Below are 24,880 nucleotides of genomic sequence, written 5' to 3' on the forward strand. Positions count from 1 at the left end.
ATCACACATCCAATATTCATAACGATGATAAGTCGCATTATGTTACATAAAAACGCATTTCTTTGCGCAGCTTTAACAACTGCTTTGACGGCAGCTGCAGCCGTGCCCGCGCAGGCGGCGGTTGTTGCCTCTATCAAGCCATTAGGTTTTATTGCCGCCGCGATCGCAGACGGCGTCACGCCAACGGAAATTTTACTCCCGGATGGTGCCTCAGAGCATGATTATGCACTTCGTCCATCTGATGTAAAACGCTTACAAAGCGCGGACTTAGTCGTATGGGTAGGCCCAGAAATGGAAGCCTTCATGCAGAAGTCGGTAAATCAATTAGCTGAACAAAAACAAGTGCAACTGGCGGCTTTGCCGGGTGTGCAACCGTTGCTCATGAAAGGCGATGATGATGATGACCATGGGCATGAAGGACATGACCATTCAGACGAAAATAGTGACGCAAATCACCATCATGGTGAATACAACATGCATATTTGGCTCTCGCCAGAGGTAGCGCGGCTGTCAGCGGTTGCAATCCACGATAAATTAGTGGAACTTATGCCCCAAAATAAGGCCAAACTTGACGCCAACTTGCAATCTTTCGAGTTAGGATTAGCCAACATCGATAAGCAAGTTGGTAGCGTGCTCGCGCCGCTCAAAGGAAAAGGGTATTTCGTTTTTCACGACGCTTATGGCTACTTTGAAAAACATTACGGTCTGACGCCACTTGGCCATTTTACCGTGAACCCTGAAATCCAACCCGGTGCGCAGCGTTTACATGACATCAGAACACAGTTGGTTGAGCAAAAAGCCGTGTGCGTTTTTGCTGAACCACAATTCAGGCCAGCAGTGATTAATGCCGTTGCCCGTGGTACTAACGTCCGTTCCGGAACGCTGGACCCACTGGGGATTGAGGTTAAGCTCGGCAAAGACAGCTACATGCAGTTTTTGAACGGGCTTGCGAACCAATATGCGAGCTGCCTGAAAGGAGATTAATGAGGAAGTGAATACGTGCAACAGATAGCCCGCTCTGTCGCCCTGGCATTCGACAATTTGTCCCGGCCCCACCGCGTTATGCTGGGGTCTCTTACAGTTCTTACACTTGCGGTCGCTGTTTGGCGACCGTACGTCTATCATCCTGAAGCCAGCCCTGTTATCAAAACCATTGAGCTTGAGAAAAACGATATTCGTTCGTTACTTCCTGAAGCCAGTGAGCCGTTAGACCAGTCTCCGGACGCTGAAGACGATACCATTCCACAAGATGAACTGGACGATAAAACCGCCGGTGAAAAGGGGGTTCATGAGTATGACGTCTCTACCGGGGATACGCTTAGCAGCATCCTAAACCAGTACGGCATTGATATGGGTGATATCAGCCAGCTTGCTGCCGTGGATAAAGACCTGCGTAACCTGAAAATCGGTCAGCAACTTTCCTGGACGTTAAATGACGATGGTGAGCTACAGCGTCTGACGTGGGAAATGTCACGCCGTGAAACACGCACCTACGACCGTTCAGGCAGTACCTTTAAGCTCAGCAGCGAAATGCAGCAAGGCGAATGGGTTAACAATGTGTTGAAAGGCACAGTGGGCAATAGTTTCGTGAGTAGCGCGAAAGAAGCAGGATTAACCAGCGCTGAAATAAGCGGTGTAATCAAGGCCATGCAGTGGCAAATGGATTTCCGTAAACTGAAGAAAGGCGATCAGTTCGCGGTGCTGATGTCACGTGAGATACTTGATGGTAAACGTGAACAAAGCCATTTGGTTGGTGTGCGTCTGCGCAGTAGCGGTAAAGATTACTATGCAATTCGCGCAGAAGACGGCAAGTTCTATGACAGAAGCGGTTCAGGACTGGCGAAAGGCTTTATGCGTTTCCCTACGGCCAAACAGTTCCGTATTTCGTCAAACTTTAATCCTCGTCGCCTTAACCCGGTAACCGGGCGCGTTGCACCGCATAAAGGTGTCGATTTTGCGATGCCGCAAGGTACTCCTGTGTTGGCCGTCGGTGATGGTGAAGTGGTGATGGCAAAACGTAGTGGTGCGGCAGGTTACTTTGTTGCTATCCGCCACGGGCGTTCGTATACCACCCGTTACATGCATCTGAAGAAACTGTTAGTGACACCGGGGCAGAAAGTGAAGCGCGGTGATCGTATCGCTCTGTCAGGGAATACTGGCCGTTCTACCGGTCCACATTTGCATTATGAAGTGTGGGTCAACCAGCAAGCGGTGAATCCGTTGACGGCGAAACTGCCACGTACCGAAGGGCTGACAGGCTCGGATCGTAACGAATATCTGGCTCAGGTTCGTGAAGTCACACCACAGCTCAGTTTGAATTAATCCAGCGCTGTGAACGAAGCCGGTACCCAGTGACCGGCTTTTTCTTTGTCTGAAAGGCATTACACCGCTAAGATACTTACAAATTCATGTCATCAATGATTTGATGCTGTACTGAGAATATGCATGGAAAAAGCAAAAAAAAGTCACAGTGAGTTCATTCCTGAATTTCAAAAGGCCTTCTTGCACCCGAAATTTTGGGGCGCCTGGCTAGGCGTTGGCGCTTTCGCAGGACTGGCAATGTTACCGCCGTCTCTCCGCGATCCCCTGCTGGGCAAAGTAGGACGTATTGCGGGGCGCTTTGGTAAAAGTGCCCGCCGCCGCGCGCAAATTAACTTGCTGTATTGTTTCCCTGAGATGCCGGAAGCCGCTCGTGAAGCGGTTATCGACGAAATGTTTGCCACTGCCCCTCAGGCGATGGTGATGATGGCGGAGTTGGCGCTTAAAGATCCGAAAAAGGTCATGCAGCGCGTTGACTGGCACGGCAAAGAGATCATCGACGGGCTTAAGCAACGCGAAGAAAATGTGATTTTCCTGGTGCCACACGGATGGGGAGTGGATATTCCCGCGATGTTACTTGCGTCGCAGGGGCAAAAAATGGCCGCCATGTTCCATAACCAGGGCAATCCATTATTTGACTACATGTGGAACACAGTGCGCCGCCGTTTCGGTGGCCGGCTGCATGCGCGTAACGATGGGATTAAACCGTTTATCAGCTCAGTGCGTCAGGGATATTGGGGATATTATCTGCCAGATCAGGATCACGGTGCTGAACACAGCGAGTTCGTCGATTTCTTCGGAACGTATAAAGCGACGCTGCCCGCAATCGGTCGTTTGATGAAGGTAGCACGCGCACGAGTTGTGCCTTTGTTCCCGGTGTATAACAGCAAAACTCACCGTTTAGATATTCATATTCGTCCACCGATGGACGACTTAGTCGATGCGGACGACAACACCATTGCGCGCCGTATGAATGAAGAGGTCGAGATTTTGGTGGGGCCGAATCTGGAACAATACACCTGGATTTTAAAATTGCTCAAAACTCGCAAAGAAGGGGAGATCGAACCCTACCGCCGCAAAGAGCTCTATCCAAAGAAATAAAAAAGGGGCCAAATGGCCCCTTTTTTCATACTGCGGTTGAATTACTCAACACACAGGATGCGCGTTGTGTTGGTTGTACCAATGGTACTCATCACATCGCCCTGAGTAACGATAACCAGATCACCAGAAATCAGGTAGCCTTTATCGCGCAGCAGATTTACCGCATCGTTTGCTGCAGCAACGCCGTCGCTTGGACTATCGAAATGCACTGGCGTCACACCACGGTACAAAGAGGTGAGGTTCAGCGTGCGCTCATGGCGAGACATGGCGAAAATAGGCAAACCGGAGCTGATACGGGAGGTCATCAACGCAGTGCGGCCTGATTCTGTCATGGTAATAATCGCGGTAACACCTTTCAGGTGGTTTGCCGCATACATGGCAGACATCGCAATCGCTTCTTCAACGTTGTCGAACTGCACGTCCAGACGGTGTTTAGATACGTTGATGCTTGGGATTTTTTCAGCACCCAGGCAAACACGCGCCATCGCCGCAACGGTTTCAGCCGGGTATTGGCCCGCTGCTGTTTCCGCAGACAACATAACCGCATCAGTACCATCGAGAACGGCGTTCGCAACGTCCATCACTTCGGCGCGCGTTGGCATTGGGTTGGTGATCATCGACTCCATCATCTGAGTCGCTGTGATCACCGCACGGTTCAGTTTACGTGCACGGCGAATCAGGGTCTTCTGAATACCGACCAACTCAGGATCGCCGATTTCGACACCCAGGTCGCCACGAGCAACCATGACCACATCAGATGCCAGGATAACGTCGTCCATCGCCGCTTCGTCGCATACTGCTTCAGCACGTTCAACTTTTGCGACAATCTTCGCGTCACAACCCGCATCACGCGCCAGGCGGCGTGCGTAGTTCAGGTCTTCGCCACAACGCGGGAAGGATACAGCCAGATAATCGACACCGATTTTAGCCGCAGTAATAATGTCGGCTTTGTCTTTATCGGTCAGCGCTTCGGCTGACAGGCCGCCACCCAGTTTGTTGATACCTTTGTTGTTCGACAGTGGGCCACCTACGGTGACTTCTGTGAACACTTTCATACCCTGAACGTCGAGTACTTTTAACTGCACACGGCCATCATCAAGAAGCAGGATGTCACCTGTGACGACGTCCGCTGGCAGACCTTTATAGTCGATACCCACTTTTTCTTTGTCGCCTTCACCTTTACCCAGGTTGGCATCAAGCAGGAATTTGTCACCGATATTCAGGAAGACTTTACCTTCTTTAAAGGTAGAGACACGAATCTTTGGACCTTGCAAATCGCCCAGAATAGCGACATGGCGACCCAGTTTCGCGGCGATTTCACGAACTTTATCAGCACGGATCTGATGATCTTCTGCGGTGCCATGGGAAAAGTTCATACGCACCACGTTTGCGCCAGCTGCAATAATCTTTTCCAGATTATTGTCGCGATCGGTAGCCGGGCCTAAGGTGGTAACGATTTTGGTTCTACGTAGCCGTCTGGACATGTATTACTCCGTTGACTGAAACAACTTTGGTGTTGCGTTAACAAAAGATTCGGTGAATCGGAATGCGTTGAAAAACGCAAAACAACAACTTAACCGAATGACCTAAAAAGTTACAGCTTTGTTATAAAATCTTACGAGCTTTCGCCAGAGACGAACATTCCCTTATCAAAACGCGATTCCTTGAGCGCTTCTTTGACTCGCTTCAAGTTATCTCTGAATTTCGCGCCGCGGCGTAAAGTAAAACCCGTTGCCAGCACGTCAATCACCGTCAATTGCGCAAGGCGGGAGACCATCGGCATATAAATATCGGTATCTTCCGGTACGTCCAGCAGCAAAGAGAGGGTCGCTTCGCGAGCCAGTGGGGAACCTTCTGAGGTTATCGCCAGCACAATCGCATCGTTTTCGCGTGCCAGTTGCGCCAGTTCAACCAGATTTTTAGTGCGACCGGTATGTGAAATCAGCACGACAACGTCTTCTTCACTGCAATTCATGCAGCTCATGCGCTGTAAAACGACATCGTCGGAATAGATAACCGGCACATTAAAACGAAAGAATTTATTCATCGCATCATGTGCGACGGCAGCCGAAGAACCCAAACCAAAGAACGCTATTTTCTTGGCTTGCGTGAGCAAATCTACGGCGCGATTGACTGCAGCCATATCCAGTGATTGCCGCACCTGGTCAAGGCTTGCCATGGCAGATTCGAAGATTTTTCCGGTATAAGCTTCAACGCTATCGTCTTCATCAACATTCCGGTTTACATAAGGAGTGCCATTCGCCAGACTTTGCGCCAAATGTAATTTAAAATCCGGGAAGCCTTTTGTTTCAAGGCGGCGGCAGAAGCGGTTGACGGTCGGTTCGCTAACTTCAGCAATGCGGGCGAGAGTGGCAATGCTTGAATGAATGGCATCTTGCGGTGCGGTTATAATCACTTCTGCGACTTTACGTTCTGATTTGCTAAGGTGTTCCAGTTGGGACTGGATTTTGTCCAGCATATTCATAGGTGTCCGGCACTCATGGATTTTGTCGATTTCTATAAAAGGAGAAATCGTGGCACGATTTAGCAAGAATATACGCTTGCCATTCAGTGAAGGGGCAAGTTAATCGGTGTAATGATGTTGTTTTTTTTCATTACATGATCAGTGTCTAACTTTAGGCATGATATACATCGACAACAAATCGTCAGAAAATTCCACGACACATCGCGAAAAGTGGCTCTGACGGGCAAGGGTTGCCAGAAAATACGATCAATTAATCGGCAATGGTTTACCTGGATTCACCAAAAGCAGTACATTGTTCTGTAATAAAATTACAAACGGGCCGGTGCATACCCAAAGTCATTCGAGTGGCAGCCAACACCCTGCAGCGAGAAGTATGATGGGTAATCCCGGACATCCGAAACGAGGAGATTAAACATGGCGGTAACACAGACAGCTCAGGCATGTGACCTGGTGATTTTCGGTGCAAAAGGCGACCTTGCGCGTCGGAAACTGCTGCCATCCTTATATCAGTTGGAAAAGGCGGGGCAGATCCACCCGGATACACGTATCCTGGGCGTGGGCCGCGCAGACTGGGATAAAGAGGCCTATACCAAAGTGGTGCGTGAGGCGATCGAAACCTTTATGAAGGAAAAGATCGACGAAAGCCTCTGGGATAAATTGAGCGGCCGTCTTGATTTTTGCAATCTGGATGTGAATGACACTGCGGCTTTTACCAAACTCGGTAAGATGCTCGATCAGCAAAACCGCGTCACTATCAACTATTTTGCGATGCCGCCAAGTACTTTTGGCGCAATCTGTAAAGGTCTGGGTAAGGCGAAACTTAACGCCAAACCTGCTCGCGTGGTGATGGAAAAACCACTCGGCACCTCGCTTGTTACTTCTCAGCAAATCAACGACCAGGTCGGCGAATACTTTGAAGAGTGCCAGGTCTACCGTATCGACCACTATTTAGGCAAAGAAACGGTACTGAACTTGCTGGCGCTGCGTTTTGCTAACTCCCTGTTTGCTAATAATTGGGATAACAAGACTATCGATCACGTGGAAATCACGGTTGCTGAAGAAGTCGGTATTGAGGGGCGCTGGGGTTACTTTGATCAAGCCGGGCAGATGCGCGACATGATTCAAAACCACTTGCTGCAAATCCTGTGCATGATTGCCATGTCACCGCCGTCAGACCTTACGGCCGACCATATCCGCGACGAAAAAGTGAAAGTTCTGCAATCACTACGCCGCATCGATCGCAGCAATGTGCGTGAGAAAACAGTTCGTGGCCAGTACACATCCGGTTTTGTGCAGGGTAAAAAAGTCCCTGGCTACCTGGAAGAAGAGGGCGCGAACAAATCAAGCGGTACCGAAACGTTTGTGGCTATCCGTGTGGATATCGACAACTGGCGTTGGGCTGGCGTGCCGTTCTACCTGCGTACCGGGAAGCGTCTGCCAACCAAATGCTCTGAAGTCGTGGTCTACTTCAAGAGCCCGGCGCTGAATCTGTTTAAAGATTCCTGGCAGGACTTACCGCAGAACAAACTCACCATCCGTCTGCAGCCAGATGAAGGCGTGGATATTCAGGTGCTCAACAAAGTGCCTGGACTTGATCACAAGCACAACCTGCAAACCACCAAACTGGATCTGAGCTACTCCGAAACCTTCAACGAGTCTCATCTGGCAGATGCGTACGAGCGCCTGCTGCTGGAAACCATGCGCGGTATTCAGGCGCTGTTCGTGCGTCGTGATGAAGTAGAAGAAGCGTGGAAATGGGTCGACTCAATCACTGAAGCGTGGGCTGCTGATAACGATGCGCCTAAACCTTACCAGGCAGGTACCTGGGGGCCGGTAGCATCGGTGGCGATGATTACGCGAGACGGCCGTTCGTGGAACGAGTTCGAGTAATACCCGTCGCCCTTCAAGTTGCAGGTGTGTTGGCTGCTCTCACTCACCCGAATCACTTACTAATGTAAGCTCATCGGGATTTGTTCGTTTGCCGCCTTCCTGCAACTCGAAGATGCTTGGGTATTAAAACGGTCAGGTTTCGTAAAAAACGTGTAACAAAGGATTTGGATTTTACCGGTAACATGATCTAACACCAAAGAGGTGTAATTTTTTCAATATAAAAGCCCTGACTGGATTCACCAGCAGGGCTTTTTTATTTACACTAGCTGAAGCGATTTTGCCCTGATGGTGCGGATAGCCGCCTCACACAAAGAAAATGAGCCGGTAATGTCGACCACCTGCCCAAAGCGACGGCAGCCACTTTAAAGAGGATCTGTTATGAATCCAATTTTGTTACGCGTAACAAAACGTATCGTTGAACGCTCTCTCCAGACCCGCGAAAATTATCTGGCCCGCATAGAAAAAGCGAAGTCCAACACCGTCCATCGTTCTGAGTTGGCGTGCGGGAATTTGGCCCATGGCTTTGCTGCTTGCCAGCCGGATGATAAAGCTGCGCTCAAGAGCATGTTGCGTAACAACATTGCGATCATTACCTCCTATAACGACATGCTCTCTGCGCATCAACCGTATGAGTATTACCCTGACCAAATCCGTAAAGCGCTGCATTCTGTGGGTGCTGTCGGTCAGGTTGCGGGTGGCGTGCCAGCCATGTGCGATGGCGTGACTCAAGGCCAGGATGGTATGGAGTTGTCGCTGCTCAGTCGCGAGATTATCGCGATGTCTACGGCTATTGGTCTGTCACACAATATGTTCGACGGCGCACTGTACCTTGGCGTATGCGACAAAATCGTCCCCGGTTTGACCATGGCTGCACTCTCATTTGGCCATTTACCTGCGGTATTTGTACCGTCAGGCCCAATGGCCAGCGGTTTAGCGAATAAAGAGAAAGTACGCATTCGTCAGCTTTATGCAGAAGGCAAAGTTGACCGTCTGGCATTACTCGAGTCTGAGGCCGCGTCTTATCATGCGCCGGGTACCTGTACATTTTACGGTACCGCCAACACCAACCAAATGGTGGTTGAGTTCATGGGGATGCAGTTGCCGGGATCTTCTTTCGTTCATCCAGATGCCCCTCTGCGCCATGAGTTAACGGCTGCAGCGGCACGCCAGGTGACACGTCTTACCGGCAATGGCAACGAGTGGATGCCAATCGGTAAAATGATTGATGAAAAAGTGGTAGTAAATGGCATTGTCGCGTTGTTAGCGACCGGCGGTTCAACCAACCACACTATGCACCTGGTCGCGATGGCGCGTGCGGCAGGTATCATCATTAACTGGGATGATTTCTCTGATCTTTCTGATGTCGTGCCGTTACTGGCGCGTTTGTACCCGAACGGCCCGGCTGACATCAACCACTTCCAGGCCGCGGGCGGTGTACCTGTGCTGATGCGCGAATTGCTCAAAGGTGGTTTGCTGCATGAAGATGTCAATACCGTCGCGGGCTTTGGCCTGCATCACTACACCATGGAACCGTGGCTGGATAACGGACAACTTGCGTGGCGTGAAGGTGCAACAACGGCACTTGATACTGATGTTATCGCGACCTTTGAAAAACCTTTCTCCAAACACGGCGGCACCAAAGTGCTTAGTGGTAATCTCGGTCGCGCCGTCATGAAAACGTCAGCGGTTCCGGTGGAAAACCAAATTATCGAAGCGCCAGCGGTCATCTTTGAAAGCCAGCATGATGTTTTACCTGCGTTTGAAGCAGGCCTTCTTGACCGCGATTGCGTGGTGGTTGTGCGTCATCAAGGGCCAAAAGCGAATGGCATGCCAGAATTACATAAACTTATGCCGCCACTTGGGGTATTATTGGACCGCTGTTTCAAAATTGCGTTAGTCACTGATGGACGGCTATCGGGCGCGTCAGGAAAGGTGCCCTCTGCAATCCATGTTACCCCAGAAGCTTATGATGGTGGGCTGCTGGCAAAAGTCCGTGATGGCGATATGATTCGCGTCAACGGTCAAACGGGTGAACTGACATTGCTGGTCGATGATGCCGAGTTGGAAAAACGCACTGCATACCACCCGGATCTCAGCGCGGATCGCGTTGGAACCGGCCGTGAATTATTTAGCGCGTTACGCGAACAGTTATCTGGCGCGGAACAGGGCGCGACCTGCATTAAATTTTAAGGACCAGATGTAGCAACTGCCGCACTGGAAATGAATGATAAAGTTGGTTGAAGAGGCTTTTAGATGAAAAATTGGAAAACTACTGCGGAACAGATCCTGAAAACAGGACCAGTCGTTCCGGTTATCGTAGTCAACAAACTGGAACACGCAGTACCAATGGCTAAAGCATTAGTGGCTGGCGGCGTACGCGTTCTGGAAGTGACTCTGCGTACACCATGTGCAATGGACGCTATCCGTGCAATTGCGAAAGAAGTACCAGAAGCGATTATCGGTGCGGGTACTGTTTTGAACCCACAACAACTGGCAGAAGTGACCGAAGCTGGCGCGCAGTTTGCTATCAGCCCAGGCCTGACTGAGCCGTTGCTGAAAGCAGCAACTGAAGGCACCATCCCATTGATCCCTGGTATCAGCACTGTTTCTGAACTGATGCTGGGTATGGACTACGGCTTGAAAGAATTCAAATTCTTCCCGGCTGAAGCGAACGGCGGCACCAAAGCTCTGCAAGCAATCGCGGGTCCATTCTCTCAGGTTCGTTTCTGCCCAACTGGCGGTATCTCTCCGGCTAACTACCGTGACTACCTGGCGCTGAAAAGCGTTCTGTGTATCGGTGGTTCCTGGTTGGTTCCAGCAGATGCGTTGGAAGCGGGTGATTACGATCGTATTACTACTCTCGCTCGCGAAGCAGTCGAAGGCGCTAAATAACACTTTATCCTTCGAGCTGTAGATGCGTTGGCTACGATAATTCACCCCGGTCACATAGTTACCTATGCTCCCGGGGATTCATTATCTTGCCGCCTTCCTACAACTCGAATGATCTTGTGTTATAGATATTGCAGATGAATCCTCGCTCGAAAGAGCGGGGATTTTTTTATCCTTTAACGTTTACCGCTTTGGTTGCCGCAATGGCACGCGCAATGGCATCTTCCACGCTGGAACCTGTTGCCAGAGCGACACCCATACGTCGTTTACCGCTGATTTCTGGTTTACCAAACAGACGCACCTGCAAACCCGCGCCAAGCGCTGCACCTACATTGCCATACTGCACGTTATCGCTGACTAATTCCGGAAGGATCACCGCAGACGCAGCGGGACCATACTGGCGGATATCGCCAATGGGCAGGCCAAGGAATGCGCGAACATGCAAGGCGAACTCTGACAAATCTTGAGAAATCAGTGTCACCATGCCGGTATCGTGTGGGCGAGGGGAGACTTCGCTGAAAATAACCTCATCGCCACAAACGAATAGCTCGACGCCAAATAGCCCATAACCCCCCAACGCTTTCACCACTTTCTCGGCGATTTCTTGCGCACGGGCAAGGGCGGTATCGCTCATTTTCTGCGGCTGCCAGGACTCACGATAATCACCGTCTTCCTGGCGATGACCAATGGGTGCACAGAAATGCACGCCATCGATTGCGTTGATGGTCAAGAGAGTGATTTCAAAATCAAAATTCACTACGCCTTCGACTATCACACGCCCTTTACCGGCACGACCGCCAAGTTGAGCGTACTCCCAGGCTTTGGCTAACTGATCGGCTGTGCGGATAAAGCTTTGCCCTTTACCGGAAGAACTCATTACGGGTTTCACGATACAAGGCAGACCAATTTCTTCGACCGCTTGCAAGAATGCGGTTTCGCTATCGGCAAAACGATAACTGGATGTAGGAATAGCCAGCTCTTCAGCCGCCAGACGGCGAATACCTTCGCGGTTCATCGTGAGTTGGGTGGCTCTTGCGCATGGCACGACGTTCTGGCCTTGCTTCTCAAGCTCAACCAGCATATCTGTGGCAATGGCTTCAATTTCGGGAACAATAAAATCGGGCATTTCTGCGGCGACTAGCTTTTTAAGCTCAGCACCATCCAGCATATTAATGACATGGCTACGGTGCGCGACATGCATCGCAGGGGCGTCGGCGTAACGATCAACAGCAATCACTTCCAGACCCAGGCGCTGACACTCAATCGCCACTTCTTTTCCTAATTCACCCGAACCCAACAACATTACACGAGTAGCTGAAGGACGAAGCGCTGTTCCCAACATTGACATAATCTGTATACCCAAACGGAAAAATAGACCGGCGAATTATAAACGAAAACGTTTGCGTACGCAGCGACTTTCCCGCTTGCGATGCAAGGACAATATTATTATACTGTTTAAATAAACAGTTAAACCGGAGCTGCAAGATGGCGGTTGAAATCAAATACGTTGTTGTACGAGAGGGGCAAGAAAAAATGTCATTTGCCAGTAAAAAGGACGCAGACGCCTATGACAAAATGCTCGATCTGGCAGAAGTGTTGAGTGACTGGCTCACTCACAGCCCTATAGCTCTCGAAGAAGGCCAAAATGATGTGCTGGCGATGTGGATGGCAGAAAACAAAGATGTGCTTTCCACCGTGCTCAAAAGTGGCAAATTGCCGGAGTTGGATACTGTAGCACCAGCGGAAGAAGCGCCTGAAGACACCATCGGGGAAGCGGTTACTGACGATAAAGTGACCGAGCATCCGCGTAAGCGCACTAAAGCCGCCTAAGTTTTGTCGCGTCGGGATACCGGCGCGTTTCTTTTCTCATCTTTAGTCTGGTCAGACACTTCTTGACAGCCTTTCGCTTAACCTCAGTTGTTAAGTTCCGTAAAAAGGGTGTCTCTCATGAGCAATTGGTTACAGCAGCTTCAGTCTATGCTGGGACAAGCGACGCAGTCCGGCCAGAATCAATCCGCACAGAATCCATCCTCACCCTCTCCTCAGGGGCTGAGTAAATTACTGGTGCCTGGCGCACTGGGTGGCTTAGCAGGGCTACTACTGGCAAGTAAATCATCACGTAAATTACTGACAAAATACGGGACCAGCGCATTACTGGTCGGCGGTGGCGCTGTCGCCGGAAGCGTGTTGTGGAGCAAATATAAAGATCGCGTCCGTGATGCCCATCAGGGGGAACCGCATTTTGGGCAGCAACAATCGCCAATCGATGTGCGGACGCAACGCCTGGTGATGGCACTGGTATTCGCCGCCAAGAGTGACGGCCACATTGATGACAAAGAACGACAGATAATCGAACAGCAGTTACGTGATGCTGGTGTTGAAGAGGCAGGCCGTACCCTGATCCAACAGGCTATCGATCAACCGCTTGATCCGCAGCGTTTGGTTCAAGGCGTTAATAACGAAGAAGAAGCGCTGGAACTTTATTTCCTTAGCTGCGCTGCAATCGACATCGACCACTTTATGGAACGCAGTTATCTCAATGCGTTGGGTGATGCCCTAAAAATTCCACAAGATGTGCGTAACGGCATCGAACAGGATATTCAGCAACAGAAACTCAATCTGCCGGGTTAATCCCGGCATTTTCCTCAAAATCCCACGTTACGCTTGCAAGCCTGCCTGAATTTGCCACCCTTACAGGGTGTTAACTCAAAAATGAATACCGACATGCCACCTAAAGCTAAAAAAATACCGCATACCCTGACCACGCAGGGTGATACCCGCATCGACAACTATTATTGGTTACGCGATGACGATCGCACCGATGAACAGGTACTTGATTATCTTCATCAGGAGAATGACTACGGCCGACAGGTGATGAGCACGCAACAGGCATTACAGGATAGCCTGCTCAAAGAGATGATCGACCGTATCCCACAGCACGATGTTTCCGCGCCCTATACGCAAAATGGTTATCGCTACCGTCAGGTTTTTGAAACCGGCAATGAATACGCCATCTATCAACGCCAGTCAGTGATGCTCAGCGAGTGGGACGAGTGGAGCGTGCTGGTCGACGGTAACCGCCGTGCTGCCCACAGTGAGTTTTACACCATGGGCGGAATGAGCATCACGCCAGATAATACTGTGATGGCGTTGGCGGAAGATTTTCTCTCACGTCGCCAGTACGGCTTACGCTTCCGCAACCTCGAAACCGGGAACTGGTATCCGGAAGTACTGGATAATGTTTCGAGTAGTTTTGTCTGGGCGAACGATTCCGCCACGCTCTACTATGTTCGCAAACATCCTAAAACGCTGCTGCCGTACCAGGTGTGGCGGCATACCGTAGGGCATCCTTCTACCGATGACGAGTTGGTTTACGAAGAAAAAGACGAAATGTTTTATGTCAGCGTGCATAAAACGACGTCGAAGCACTTTGTCTTAATTTATCTGAGCAGTGCGACGACCAGTGAAGTCCTGTTGTTGGATGCGGAACTGGTGGATGCACAGCCGCAGAGTTTTGCACCGCGCCGCAAAGATCATGAATACACGCTCGATCATTTCCAGCACAACTTCTACCTGCGCTCAAACCGCGAGGGTAAAAATTTTGGTTTGTATCGCACGAAAGTGCGTGATGAAAATCAATGGGAAGTGCTTATCCCGCCGCGCGAACAGGTGATGCTCGAAGGGTTTACCCTATTTACAGATTGGTTAGTTGTCGAAGAACGCCAACAGGGGCTGACCAGCCTGCGCCAAATCAACCGCAAAACACATGAAGTGACCGGTATTGCCTTTGATGACCCAGCGTATGTGACTTGGGTTGGTCACAACCCCGAACCAGAATCTTCGCGCCTGCGTTATGGCTATTCGTCAATGACGACGCCCGATACGTTGTTTGAACTGGATATGGATACCGGCGAGCGGCGCGTGATTAAACAAACTGAAGTTGCGGGTTTTGAGTCCAGCCATTACCGAAGCGAACACTTATGGGTCACGGTGCGGGATGGCGTACAAGTTCCGGTTTCCCTGGTTTATCACCGCGAACATTTCAAGCGCGGGAAAAATCCGCTACTGGTTTACGGCTACGGTTCGTATGGCAGCAGCATGGACGCTGATTTCAGTAGCAGCCGTTTGAGCCTGCTAGATCGTGGCTTTGTCTTTGCGATAGCGCATGTGCGGGGAGGGGGCGAGCTGGGCCAGCAATGGTACGAAGATGGCAAGTATCTGAAGAAAATGAACACCTTCAATGACTATCTTGATGTGTGCGATTCCTTACTCAAACTGGGCTATGGTGACGAAAACTTGCTGTATGCCATGGGGGGAAGTGCAGGCGGATTACTCGTCGGCGCGGCAATCAACATGCGGCCCGAGCTGTTCCATGGCGTCGTCGCACAGGTGCCTTTTGTTGACGTGCTGACTACGATGCTTGATGAGTCGATTCCGCTCACGACGGGTGAGTTTGAGGAGTGGGGAAATCCCCAAGACCCTGAGTACTACCGCTACATCAAACAATACAGCCCATATGACCAGATAGCCCCACAAGCGTATCCACATTTACTGGTGACCACCGGTTTGCATGATTCGCAGGTGCAATATTGGGAACCGGCAAAATGGGTAGCAAAACTTCGCGAGACGCGTACCGACGATAATTTATTGCTGCTGTGTACCGATATGGATGCAGGGCATGGTGGGAAGTCAGGGCGCTTTAAATCTTACGAAGGCGTGGCACTGGAATTTGCTTTCTTGATTGCCCTGGCGCAAGGGACCTTACCAGGGCGTTCACATTAACTTTCGAGGTAATGCTTCAACGTCATTCTGAGATCCGGAGCTAATTCTTTGATGTTATTTAACATCCAGCGTAAATAGCCCGGATCTTGTTCTGCGATTTCAGCAATCGGTTTGCCGCGATATTTTCCAAACGCCATGGTGGATACCAGTGCCGGGCGGCCAGTAATGGTCACCATTTGGTCCGGTGTCCAGCCGGATTCATTCATTATCCGTAACAGCAAAGCGGCGGTAATATAGCAATCAAACAGTGCGCGGTGATGATAAAGCCCGGCAGGCGTTTCAACCTCAAGCTTGAGAGATTTATACAAACCCATGTTGCTGTATTTGATGCCTGGCCATAAACGACGGGCCAGTTTTACGGTACAAATCCATTCGCTGTCAGGCATTTCAGGTAACATGCGTTGGTCAAAACTGGCATTATGGGCGACATAATAAGGGCTACCGTAATAGCGCGGAATGACATCTTCAATCCACGGCTTGTCCGCCACCATCTCTTCGGTGATCTTGTGAATGGCCATAGCCTGGTGGCTGATTGGGCGATACGGGCGCACCAGATCACTCATCGGATTAACAATCTCACCATTGACGATATCGACGGATGCAACTTCCACCACGCCCCCCTGCAAACCGCAGGTTTCCGTATCAATAATGCGCAGCATACTCACTCCATCAGAACTTCGCAGGTTTCGTTAACGCGCTAGCGTAATGGAATGATTTCTCCATGCCAACCTTTCTCATCACGTCGACCAACAGCAAGTAATTCGCCATGATCGGCACGAACCACTAATTCCCCGCGATCGTCCCAACAGGCACTGCGTCCAGCGGAACGGTATTTTCCGGTCGAAAATGCATGATTAGCCAGCAACACGGGCAAATTGTATTTCCGCGCCCAACGTTGCAGATACATCTCGTCGAATTGATAACTGATTTCGTTGATGAACTTACCGGTGGCGTATAGGCTCGCGCCCATTTCAGCAGCACTTCGCGGCCAGGTTTCTTCATCGCTGCCGGTACTAAATCCCATCGCAACGCTACGATTATGCAAACCAACCAGTGGTGTGTGCTGGCCCGGCAGATCAATATCGTGAGAAAGGGGTTTGCAGCATGCAACACGTGAACCATCCGGCAAAAAGCCCACAGAACCGGGAGAAACACCATTTTCACAACGCAGAGGTAAACCCACGACAATGGTCATTTTGTGTTCAATGGCAGCATTTTGTAGAGGATTGAGGCGTTCATCAGTGAAGGGTAGAGCACAGTCGGAAAGATTTTCTAGTTTGAAACCGGTGAGGGATAGTTCGGGAAAAATAAGGAGATCAATCTGTTCACGAACGGCACAACGAATAAAGTCTAAGTGATGTGAGATATTCGATTCGAGGTCATCGGGTGTGGCGCCGTACTGCGCCGCAGCAACATTCCAGACAGGCATATGGTCTTCCTTAATCAATCTACCCAACGGCCATCATCCTATGGCCGCAACAGGTATTTCCTGTGTATATAGCTCGTATAAACAAGAAAAATCTTAACACCATTTATGTAAGGAAATTTATGGGTGTGTATATTTATTTCACCTTCGGTTCATAAGGAAGTCGTGACAGAGTAACTGACGCCAGACGATGCGCAATTAAGCGTTCTCTGAACCAATCGCGCAGATGGGCTGGTTGTTCACGTTCGACCACTTCGGCAATCACCGGCATATTGTAGCGTTCCTTAAAAGCCACGCCAGCCGCTGCAAGATCCACATTGATCTTATCCATTTCGTCCTGGGGTAACTCAGCAAGATTGTGATTCATATTGGTCTCCTGTTTTGTGTCGCAAAGGTACTTGCAGATGAAGTTGATGACAAGTCTTTACATTTATTGATAGCCGTTCTCATCTCGACTTAACCAGGGCTCGAGGTTATCCTTTTGCCGTCTGGAATAAGAAAAAGGAATAGTTGATATGGCTTTCACTCGATCTCGTCTTTTTACCCTTGCTACACTCCTGTCGGCGCTGACCGTTTCCGGTTCAGTTTTTGCCCATGCGCATTTACAGCATCAATATCCTGCGGCTGATGCTGCGGTAACCGCTTCGCCGCAGGCAATTACCCTCAATTTCTCTGAAGGTGTTGAGGCCAATTTTAGCGGAATCGCGCTGACCGGGCCACAGCAAGCCACGGTTAAAACCGGTAAGGCGAAACGTAACGAAAAAGACGATAAGCAACTTATTATCCCGATTGAAGAAGCGCTGAAACCGGGCGACTATCTGGTTGACTGGCATGTCGTGTCGGTCGATGGACATAAGACTAAAGGGAAATATCAGTTCTCGGTGAAATAACCCGGATGCTGCCTTCTTTCTATATCGCGCTGCGATTTATTCATTTTTCCGCCCTTATGGTGCTGCTTGGCAGCACCATTTCATGTTCAGTTCTGGCGCCACAGTCATTTCAGCCAGTCCTCATCCGCCGCCTGAAATGGTTGTGGCAATCTGCTGTCTGGTTGGCAATGCTCAGTGGTGTATTGCTGCTTTGTGCTCAGGCAGGAATGATGGGCAGTGGATGGCCGGACACCATTAATCCGGAGATTTGGCTAGCCGTGCTTGGCACGCGTTTTGGTTCAGTCTGGATATGGCAAATTTTACTTGGCGTGGTGACGGTTGTCGTTCTGCTCTTAAAACCGCGCAACTTACAATCAATGATGCTGCTTTTTGCTGCCGCTCAACTTATTTTACTGGCAGGTGTTGGGCATGCTGCGATGCGCGAAGGATTCTACGGTGGTGTGCAGCGACTAAACCATGCCGTGCATTTATTGGGCGCGGGCTGGTGGGTGGGAGGGTTACTTCCGCTGATTATGTGCATGCGCATGGCAAGAAAACCTCGCTGGCGGGGAGCCGCTATTATCGCGATGATGCGTTTTTCCCGTTATGGGCATCTGGCGGTTGCTGCGGTGTTGCTGAGCGGATTGATCAACAGCCTGATGATTTTGGGATGGTCATTACCGCTGGAAAGCGGCTATGTACGCTTCTTGTTGGTGAAGGTTGTCTTTGTAGCCGTGATGGTTATCATCGCATTGTATAACCGCTATTTTTTGGTGCCGCGATTCAATCGCTCACCAACGGCAACAAAACAGTTTATCCAGTTAACCTGGCTGGAAATCATTTTGTCGATGGCAGTCATCCTTGCTGTTAGCATTTTCGCTACCTGGGAACCGTACTGAAGACATTATTAGCTCAAGAGATATTCATGAAAAAAAGCATTTTGACGTTGTTGTTGCTGGCTTGTGCGAGCAGTGCGTTTGCCGCACCGCAAATTATCACCGTGAGCCGTTTTGAAATAGGCAAAGATAACTGGGCGTTTAACCGAGAAGAGGTGATGTTGAGTTGTCGCGCGGGTCATGCGCTGTTTGCGATCAACCCAAGCACATTGATGCAATACCCACTCAATGATATTGCGCAGCAGCAAGTGGCGAGTGGCAAAACGACCGGGCAGCCAATCTCTGTGATTCAGATAGATGATCCGAAAAAACCAGGGCAAAAAATGAGTCTTACTCCATTTATTGAGCGCGCCGCGAAGTTATGTGACTAAAACTTCTAACGTATTGATGTGTAATAAAAAACCGCAATCCCCGAGGCCCGGATATTGCGGTTTTTGTCTAAAACGTCACCTGTAACACAGTTTTTTTTCGAACACTTTAGCGCCCGACTGGAAAAGCTGCGCCGGTAATCTATTCTTAGAAGGCAAGGCGAAGTCTGCCTGCATTAATGCCAACTTTTAGCGCACGGCTCTCTCCCAAGAGCCATTTCCCTGGACCGAATATAGGAATCGTATTCGGTCTTTTTTTATCTGTCATACAAACAACCACTTAGACAACCCTGTCCGAAAAAGACTGAAAATTGTTCGAAAACTAAAATTTGGTCTTTTGGGTTTCGCGTAACAGACTCATAACAACATAAACTCCTTTTTCCTCGAATCCAAATACTTTTCAGTCATTTTTTGGGACTGAAGGTCTAAAAGTTTCTGAGTAAATTCCTTCCCGTGTTCTGCTTCATAAAATCTACGGACCAGGCATGTGTCCGTTTTGGTGCACTCCAGGTAAATTTCTTTAGCAGAAGTGACTATATAGGCTGTTCCATACACTTTTAGATATTATCCGACATACTGATTATATTCCCGGGACAACCTGTACTGACTATTTCAATGCAGGAGACGACCATTAGCGACTTAGTCTCTTTTGCCGTAATGCTTGCAACATTACTTATCTTTAGCTTTAACGATACTGCGTACGGAGCGGACAAGAGCACTGTGCCATCTGCTTTTTCGCAGAATTCAACCACTACGGATCCTGTCATTCTCTCCTTGCAACATTTCGAACAAATTCAATCTTACCAGGTGACGGTGCGTTCCGTGTCATCTCAGGATGGAACTAAAATCATCCGCTATAGCTACCGGAAACCTGGTTATGTACGGATGGATTTTACCACTCCACATTCCGGTGCGGTCCTAATCTATAACCCGGTCAATGGCAAAGTTAAATTGTGGCCATTCGGAGTGGGAACAATTCCTGTTTTGAACCTGTCGCCAACAGATTCATTGATACAAGATGGGAATGGTCATCGGGTGGATCGTTCAGATTTTAGCGTTTTGTTGAATAATATTCGTAGCCTGCAACATGGGGGGATAACAACCCCCATCGGTGAAGAGGTTATTGCGGGGAAATCGACATTACATTTATCCGTGGTTGGTCCCGCGGGAAAGACAGTCGATGGTGTTCATCAATATGAAATTTGGTTAGATAAGCAATACGGATTCCCTGCCAAAGTAGTCAGTTACGCACTGCGTGGAAATATGTTGGAAACCGTCTTAATGGATGGAATGGTTATCAACATCCATTTTCCTCCTGATTTTTTCGCACCTTAATGGGAGCCTTGCTCTATGGCCGAGTATAAGTTTTCCACTATCTGGCGAGTTGAAGCTTCTATCCAGGAGGTGTGGGATATTTTATGCCATCCAGATCTTTGGCCCGAATGGTGGGGAAGTCTGGAGCAGATTATTGAGTTAAAGAAAGGTGATATTCAGGGAATTGGTGCCTTGCATCGTTATACGTGGAAAGGTGTACTCCCTTATCGAATAACCTTTGATATTCATGTATTAAATATTACGCCTTTTTGCCTTTTGGAAGGGGAAGCCAGTGGCGAGGTGGAAGGGCGGGGAGTTTGGTCTTTTTCAAACAATGGGGTGGACACTATCGTCAGGTATGACTGGAATATCCGGACTAACACCCGATGGATGAATTATCTCGCTCCGCTGGCGGCACCCGTTTTCCGTTGGAACCACCATATGGTGATGCGTGATGGAGCGAAAGGTTTAGCCCGCAAATTAGGTACACATGTCGAAGTGTATTGATTCGGTAAACCAGTGCCAACCTTTAACGCAGTTAAAACATATCAATGAGATGAGCCAACTCACCATTTCATCTGCATTTTTGGCTACAACTAAACCATATTCTAATTTATTACCAAAACCCTCTAAGGAAATAGGTCAGTATTATCAGGGCTTTTATGTTGGGATCCTACTAACAGTGTTTTTGAATAATAGGTATCAATCGACAATTTAGATGGAAGTTGTGTCTGCCACAGCGACTTCCGTGAGCACCTGAACGACATAGCCTGATCAATGCGCAAGGTTAAACAAGTTGTTTTGACCAGAAAATGACAAAACTGTGAATCTGCCGTTACTTTTTAAAATTTAGGACTGCTACATTAGTGCTAGTTCCAGAGTGAAACGGAGGTGCCAGAAAGTTTGAAACTGATCCTCAATAGTAAACTGGTGGAGTGGGTGGTGTAACTTGTTGCCACGATACTCTTAGGTGTAAGCCGTATTTAAACGCTTGAAGAAGCGACAAAATTTTACCAGATAACTCGTATCACCTCTCTAAAGGCTGCAGATTTGCAGCCTTTTCTATTTTGATCTCAGACTCAGTTTTTCTTACCCGTCTCAGAAAACTTTCCTTTCATTGCGCTTATTGTTTCGTGAGCGGTATAACGGCAGAATCAATAAAAAAATGATTCGCCAAAAATGACTTAGAAGGAAGTGAGCATGGTTAATGAAGCACCACGTCTGGAGACAGAGCGTTTAAATCTGCGACATTTTACGCTGGCAGATTTCCCGGCGTTAGCCGCCTGTTGGGCTGACCCGGAGATGGTGAAGTTTATCGGTGGAGGCCAACCACAAGGGCCGGAAATGACATGGGCAAGATTGCTGCGTTACATCGGTCACTGGCAGGCCCTCGGTTATGGCTACTGGGCGGTTTTTGAAAAAGAGACTGAACGCTACGTGGGTTCTTTTGGGTTTCAGGATGCTAAACGTGAACTCACTCCAGCACTTGAACTTCCCGAAGCAGGGTGGTCGCTTATCCCTGCCGTACACGGTATGGGTTATGCGCAGGAAGCATTAGGCGCGATTTTAGACTGGGCTGACCGTAAATTGACCACGCCGACTTGCTGCATTATTGATGATGATAACCATCGTTCCATCCACCTCGCCGAGCGATTTGGCTTCCAGTTTGAACATAACGTTGAGTACCACGGCAAGCAGATAAAAATGTTCATTCGCCAGACCCGCTAACCATTGCCGCACACTGGTTTATAATTGAGCAATAAATAATCAGTGTGGGGTCAGCATGTATCAGCGAATTGACGGTGAGAACTGGCGGCATGTGTTTATTGTCGGGGATCTACACGGCTGCCTTACTGAGCTAATCAGCCAACTCAAACTCCAGCATTTTGATTATCACCAGGATCTTGTTATCTCGGTGGGCGATCTTATTGACCGGGGAGCAAATAGCCCCGGTTGCCTGGCTTTGCTTGGCAGCAAATGGTTTAAAGCTGTGAAGGGCAATCATGAAGCGATGGCTCTGGAAGCGCTGGATGAAGGTGAGGGGATGCTCTGGCAGATGAACGGTGGCGACTGGTATCGGGAGTTAGACGCACCACACCAGCAAAGTGTGCAACAGGCTTTGCAACACTGTCGCGAATTGCCGTTAGTCATTGAGCTTCATACTCACGGTAAGACGCTGGTCATCGCGCATGCAGATTATCCAGCCTCACATTACAGTTGGAATCAGCCAGTAGATGAGCATTTGCTGGTCTGGAGCCGCGATCGACTCAATAAAAATTTACAGGGTCGAGGTGAAGATATTGATGGGGCAGATGAGTTCTATTTCGGCCATACGCCGCTCAAGGAGGCCGGTCATTTTCACAACCAGTACTACATTGATACGGGCGCGGTGTTTGGTAACAAATTAACCATGGTGCAGGTACAGTAATTTACAACGAACGGTATTCTTGAGCCGGGCGCCAGAAGCCATCGATAAAGTCTTCTATCGGGAAGCATCCACCAGAGCGTATCCGCTGGTCATCCATAGCCACCACACATTGCTGTTCGGTGTTAAACACCTCGACCACAATATCTTCGCAGTCACCGTCCAGGTAACAAACAAATAAAACTAACGCAAACATTAATGCCTCAGAGTTGCCCCGTTTGGCTTAATTGTAGGGGATGTCATGGGAAGAAGTGATAATCGGGACCGATTAATTAACCCGCCTGAGCGACGGGTTCATTTGAATCATGCAAGGCGCATGACCCAGGCGTCAGATTTTTGGTCGTAACGTTGACGATAGAGGACTGAATGTTCGCCATCAAGGACGGCGGGAATGCTGGTTTCATCATCCCAGGCATCAAGTTGCATGCACAGGTCAGGGTCAGATTTGCAAGGGATACTCAACGTTCGGTCCCCTTGTTGCTCGCCATGTAATTCTGCATCATCAATTTCGAAGATGCCTATTCGTACGCTGGTTTTCGTCATCTCGCTCTCCTTGGGTCTGGGTATGTGTGGTATGACCAGTGAGGCCTCCCACAATAGAGCGTAGACAAACGTACAAAAACTGCAAATCACATGGCGACGATATTTTTGTGTTTCAGTTCTTTGACGCGAACAGCTTTCCATCCCGAACCAGTTCACGCGGGTAGCTGTTTTTCAGCCGCGATCCCACCTTTCTAGCCAGACCAAGGGGTTGGCCTTGCCAGGTAACAATGACCTCATTAAGTGACGGTGTCACGTCAGGATAAATATCGCGCCCGTGATACCATTCATCGGCCTCAAATTCAGTAAGAGCAAATGCCAGTGGGGAATCACCGGGCACCAGCGCGATAATGGCTTCGTGCTGCCAACGGTATCCTTTGTTGTACTGCTCTGCCAGGCGCAAGCCAATTCGCGAAAAGCGAACCTTGCCGATTAAAGAAATAATCTCTTTTGGGAATAACCAAATTTCTTTATCGCGCTGCCAGAGCTGTTGGTCATCTTGCCAGCTGATTCCTGATTTTTTGGCGGCAGCGGTGACTTCAGCCGCTTGTTTGCCATGCAGAGGGCTAAACGGGAAGTTACCCACTTTGTACCCCGGAGCTGGCAGGGCATCGACTGATGATGTTTTACGCAGTCGTGCAACGAAAAAACCTTCGCAATCATAAATTTGTGGGAAAACATGCAGATAGCCTTCAGCCGTAATGGCTTTTCCTGCCTCTGGGAACAAATCGTTAAGCGGCGCGATTTCGACTGCATCAGGCCACTCATCAAGCAACCATTGGCAAATTTGCTGATTTTCTTCGCGGTTTAATGTGCATGTGGAGTAAATCAGTGTGCCGCCAGGACGAAGTGCATGAAATGCGCTGGCGATCAGTTCACGTTGTGTATCAGCGATACTCGAGGTGCTTTCGGGCGTCCAGTTACGTAGCGCGTCCGGATCTTTGCGCACCACACCTTCGCCTGAGCAAGGCGCATCGAGCAATATCGCATCAAAGCACTCCGGTAGGGCTGCGCCAAAGACTCTGCCATCAAAATGGGTCAGCGCGACGTTGCTGATTCCGCAACGGCTAATATTGGCGTGCAGTACTTTCACCCGGCTGGCGGAATATTCGTTGGCGAGGATCGCGCCGTGATTGCCCATGCGCGCAGCAATTTGCGTGGTTTTTGAACCGGGTGCTGCGGCGACATCCATAATGCGTTCCGGATGATTATCGTCAGCAAACAGGGCGGCAACCGGCAACATGGAACTGGCTTCCTGAATGTAAAACAGGCCGCTTAAATGCTCCGCCGTGGAGCCAAGAGGCAAACTTTCTTCGTCATCCCGCTCAATCCAGAATCCTTCTGCACACCACGGAACGGGCGTCAGATGCCAGTCATAAGGGGCGACAAGGTCAAGAAAATCGCTGACCGAAATCTTGAGTGTATTAACGCGCAGACTGCGGCGCAGGGGACGCTGGCAATAATCGATAAAACTTTCGAGCGTTTGATCTGCCGGGAGTGCATCGCGAATAACATCAAGAAAGGCTTGCGGGAGAAAGGCGTTTTGAGAATGAGCCACGAAGGAAGTCCAGAAAAA

At 49.5% G+C, this 24,880-nt stretch carries 25 protein-coding genes; 16 read left to right on the forward strand and 9 right to left on the reverse strand.

The annotated features are described in order from the left end of the window. Nucleotides 1-39: 39 nt before the first annotated feature. The 3 genes from znuA (at nucleotide 40) to lpxM (ending at nucleotide 3,420) form a co-directional block, all read left to right on the forward strand. Nucleotides 40-984 carry a zinc ABC transporter substrate-binding protein ZnuA gene (znuA, locus tag RHD99_RS09875; protein WP_183269569.1) on the forward strand — a complete coding sequence of 315 codons (945 nt, stop codon included), beginning with the start codon at nucleotides 40-42 and terminating at the stop codon, nucleotides 982-984. Between the two features lie 15 nt (nucleotides 985-999). After that, entirely contained in the window at nucleotides 1,000-2,322 is a 1,323-nt protein-coding gene (gene mepM / locus RHD99_RS09880) for a murein DD-endopeptidase MepM (protein WP_309878628.1), read from the forward strand. A 123-nt stretch (nucleotides 2,323-2,445) separates the two neighbouring features. Then, the gene (gene lpxM, locus RHD99_RS09885) at nucleotides 2,446-3,420 is read left to right on the forward strand and encodes a lauroyl-Kdo(2)-lipid IV(A) myristoyltransferase (protein WP_309878629.1); all 975 of its coding nucleotides are present in this window, start codon (nucleotides 2,446-2,448) and stop codon (nucleotides 3,418-3,420) included. 41 nt (nucleotides 3,421-3,461) lie between these two features. Here lpxM and pyk read toward each other — a convergent pair whose 3' ends face one another. Then, nucleotides 3,462-4,904 (reverse strand): pyruvate kinase, encoded by a 1,443-nt coding sequence (pyk, locus tag RHD99_RS09890; protein WP_183269566.1) that lies wholly within the window; start codon nucleotides 4,902-4,904, stop codon nucleotides 3,462-3,464. Between the two features lie 131 nt (nucleotides 4,905-5,035). After that, a complete protein-coding gene (locus tag RHD99_RS09895; protein ID WP_183269565.1) occupies nucleotides 5,036-5,905 on the reverse strand; it encodes a MurR/RpiR family transcriptional regulator in 870 nt (289 codons plus the stop codon). Nucleotides 5,906-6,319: 414 nt separating this feature from the next. Here RHD99_RS09895 and zwf point away from each other — a divergent pair, with 414 nt between their 5' ends. From zwf to kdgA, 3 genes are all read left to right on the forward strand, one after another. Then, complete coding sequence (gene zwf / locus RHD99_RS09900) at nucleotides 6,320-7,795, forward strand: glucose-6-phosphate dehydrogenase (RefSeq protein ID WP_183269564.1); 1,476 nt, start codon at nucleotides 6,320-6,322, stop codon at nucleotides 7,793-7,795. A gap of 378 nt (nucleotides 7,796-8,173) precedes the next feature. Then, nucleotides 8,174-9,985, forward strand: a complete 1,812-nt coding sequence (gene edd, locus RHD99_RS09905; protein ID WP_183269563.1) for a phosphogluconate dehydratase — start codon at nucleotides 8,174-8,176, stop codon at nucleotides 9,983-9,985. Between the two features lie 63 nt (nucleotides 9,986-10,048). Then, nucleotides 10,049-10,687, forward strand: a complete 639-nt coding sequence (kdgA, locus tag RHD99_RS09910; RefSeq protein ID WP_309878631.1) for a bifunctional 4-hydroxy-2-oxoglutarate aldolase/2-dehydro-3-deoxy-phosphogluconate aldolase — start codon at nucleotides 10,049-10,051, stop codon at nucleotides 10,685-10,687. Nucleotides 10,688-10,853: 166 nt separating this feature from the next. Here the strand turns inward: kdgA and purT are convergent, their stop codons facing one another. Further along, nucleotides 10,854-12,032, reverse strand: coding sequence for a formate-dependent phosphoribosylglycinamide formyltransferase (purT, locus tag RHD99_RS09915; protein ID WP_309878632.1), 1,179 nt, complete (start codon nucleotides 12,030-12,032; stop codon nucleotides 10,854-10,856). A 137-nt stretch (nucleotides 12,033-12,169) separates the two neighbouring features. Between purT and RHD99_RS09920 the strand changes: the two genes are divergently transcribed. The 3 genes from RHD99_RS09920 (at nucleotide 12,170) to ptrB (ending at nucleotide 15,466) form a co-directional block, all read left to right on the forward strand. Beyond that, the gene (locus RHD99_RS09920; protein ID WP_309878633.1) at nucleotides 12,170-12,514 is read left to right on the forward strand and encodes a YebG family protein; all 345 of its coding nucleotides are present in this window, start codon (nucleotides 12,170-12,172) and stop codon (nucleotides 12,512-12,514) included. 117 nt (nucleotides 12,515-12,631) lie between these two features. Next, nucleotides 12,632-13,315 (forward strand): tellurite resistance TerB family protein, encoded by a 684-nt coding sequence (locus RHD99_RS09925; RefSeq protein WP_309878635.1) that lies wholly within the window; start codon nucleotides 12,632-12,634, stop codon nucleotides 13,313-13,315. Nucleotides 13,316-13,408: 93 nt separating this feature from the next. Then, entirely contained in the window at nucleotides 13,409-15,466 is a 2,058-nt protein-coding gene (gene ptrB, locus RHD99_RS09930; protein WP_309878636.1) for an oligopeptidase B, read from the forward strand. On the opposite strand, the gene exoX is transcribed toward ptrB, so the two are convergent. The 3 genes from exoX to RHD99_RS09945 all read right to left on the reverse strand — a co-directional run bounded on the left by exoX (nucleotide 15,463) and on the right by RHD99_RS09945 (nucleotide 17,259). Further along, nucleotides 15,463-16,125 (reverse strand): exodeoxyribonuclease X, encoded by a 663-nt coding sequence (exoX, locus tag RHD99_RS09935; RefSeq protein ID WP_309878637.1) that lies wholly within the window; start codon nucleotides 16,123-16,125, stop codon nucleotides 15,463-15,465. The two genes, ptrB and exoX, sit on opposite strands and share 4 nt — an antisense overlap. A gap of 38 nt (nucleotides 16,126-16,163) precedes the next feature. Further along, nucleotides 16,164-16,895 (reverse strand): carbon-nitrogen hydrolase family protein, encoded by a 732-nt coding sequence (locus tag RHD99_RS09940; protein ID WP_309878638.1) that lies wholly within the window; start codon nucleotides 16,893-16,895, stop codon nucleotides 16,164-16,166. Between the two features lie 133 nt (nucleotides 16,896-17,028). After that, entirely contained in the window at nucleotides 17,029-17,259 is a 231-nt protein-coding gene (locus tag RHD99_RS09945) for a DNA polymerase III subunit theta (RefSeq protein ID WP_309878640.1), read from the reverse strand. A 148-nt stretch (nucleotides 17,260-17,407) separates the two neighbouring features. Between RHD99_RS09945 and yobA the strand changes: the two genes are divergently transcribed. The 7 genes from yobA to RHD99_RS09980 all read left to right on the forward strand — a co-directional run bounded on the left by yobA (nucleotide 17,408) and on the right by RHD99_RS09980 (nucleotide 22,767). After that, nucleotides 17,408-17,782 (forward strand): CopC domain-containing protein YobA, encoded by a 375-nt coding sequence (gene yobA / locus RHD99_RS09950; protein WP_183269555.1) that lies wholly within the window; start codon nucleotides 17,408-17,410, stop codon nucleotides 17,780-17,782. A gap of 5 nt (nucleotides 17,783-17,787) precedes the next feature. Continuing rightward, nucleotides 17,788-18,660, forward strand: a complete 873-nt coding sequence (gene copD / locus RHD99_RS09955; RefSeq protein WP_309878641.1) for a copper homeostasis membrane protein CopD — start codon at nucleotides 17,788-17,790, stop codon at nucleotides 18,658-18,660. Nucleotides 18,661-18,686: 26 nt separating this feature from the next. Next, nucleotides 18,687-19,028, forward strand: a complete 342-nt coding sequence (locus RHD99_RS09960; RefSeq protein WP_309878642.1) for a YebY family protein — start codon at nucleotides 18,687-18,689, stop codon at nucleotides 19,026-19,028. A 654-nt stretch (nucleotides 19,029-19,682) separates the two neighbouring features. After that, a complete protein-coding gene (locus tag RHD99_RS09965) occupies nucleotides 19,683-20,360 on the forward strand; it encodes a LolA family protein (RefSeq protein WP_309879133.1) in 678 nt (225 codons plus the stop codon). Nucleotides 20,361-20,375: 15 nt separating this feature from the next. Further along, nucleotides 20,376-20,846, forward strand: a complete 471-nt coding sequence (locus tag RHD99_RS09970) for an SRPBCC family protein (RefSeq protein ID WP_183269551.1) — start codon at nucleotides 20,376-20,378, stop codon at nucleotides 20,844-20,846. 693 nt (nucleotides 20,847-21,539) lie between these two features. Further along, complete coding sequence (locus tag RHD99_RS09975) at nucleotides 21,540-22,067, forward strand: GNAT family N-acetyltransferase (RefSeq protein ID WP_309878644.1); 528 nt, start codon at nucleotides 21,540-21,542, stop codon at nucleotides 22,065-22,067. Between the two features lie 55 nt (nucleotides 22,068-22,122). Beyond that, nucleotides 22,123-22,767: a metallophosphoesterase gene (locus tag RHD99_RS09980; RefSeq protein WP_183269549.1), complete on the forward strand. Its 645-nt coding sequence runs from the start codon at nucleotides 22,123-22,125 to the stop codon at nucleotides 22,765-22,767. A gap of 1 nt (nucleotide 22,768) precedes the next feature. Here the strand turns inward: RHD99_RS09980 and RHD99_RS09985 are convergent, their stop codons facing one another. The 3 genes from RHD99_RS09985 to rsmF form a co-directional block, all read right to left on the reverse strand. After that, the gene (locus tag RHD99_RS09985) at nucleotides 22,769-22,960 is read right to left on the reverse strand and encodes a YdfD/YebW family protein (protein ID WP_183269548.1); all 192 of its coding nucleotides are present in this window, start codon (nucleotides 22,958-22,960) and stop codon (nucleotides 22,769-22,771) included. 107 nt (nucleotides 22,961-23,067) lie between these two features. Beyond that, on the reverse strand, nucleotides 23,068-23,307 hold the full coding sequence (locus RHD99_RS09990) for a YebV family protein (protein ID WP_183269547.1): 240 nt from the start codon (nucleotides 23,305-23,307) through the stop codon (nucleotides 23,068-23,070). Nucleotides 23,308-23,419: 112 nt separating this feature from the next. Beyond that, nucleotides 23,420-24,862 carry a 16S rRNA (cytosine(1407)-C(5))-methyltransferase RsmF gene (gene rsmF, locus RHD99_RS09995; protein ID WP_309878645.1) on the reverse strand — a complete coding sequence of 481 codons (1,443 nt, stop codon included), beginning with the start codon at nucleotides 24,860-24,862 and terminating at the stop codon, nucleotides 23,420-23,422. Nucleotides 24,863-24,880: the final 18 nt, after the last annotated feature.

Source organism: Buttiauxella selenatireducens, assembly GCF_031432975.1.
GTDB classification, from domain to species: domain Bacteria; phylum Pseudomonadota; class Gammaproteobacteria; order Enterobacterales; family Enterobacteriaceae; genus Buttiauxella; species Buttiauxella selenatireducens.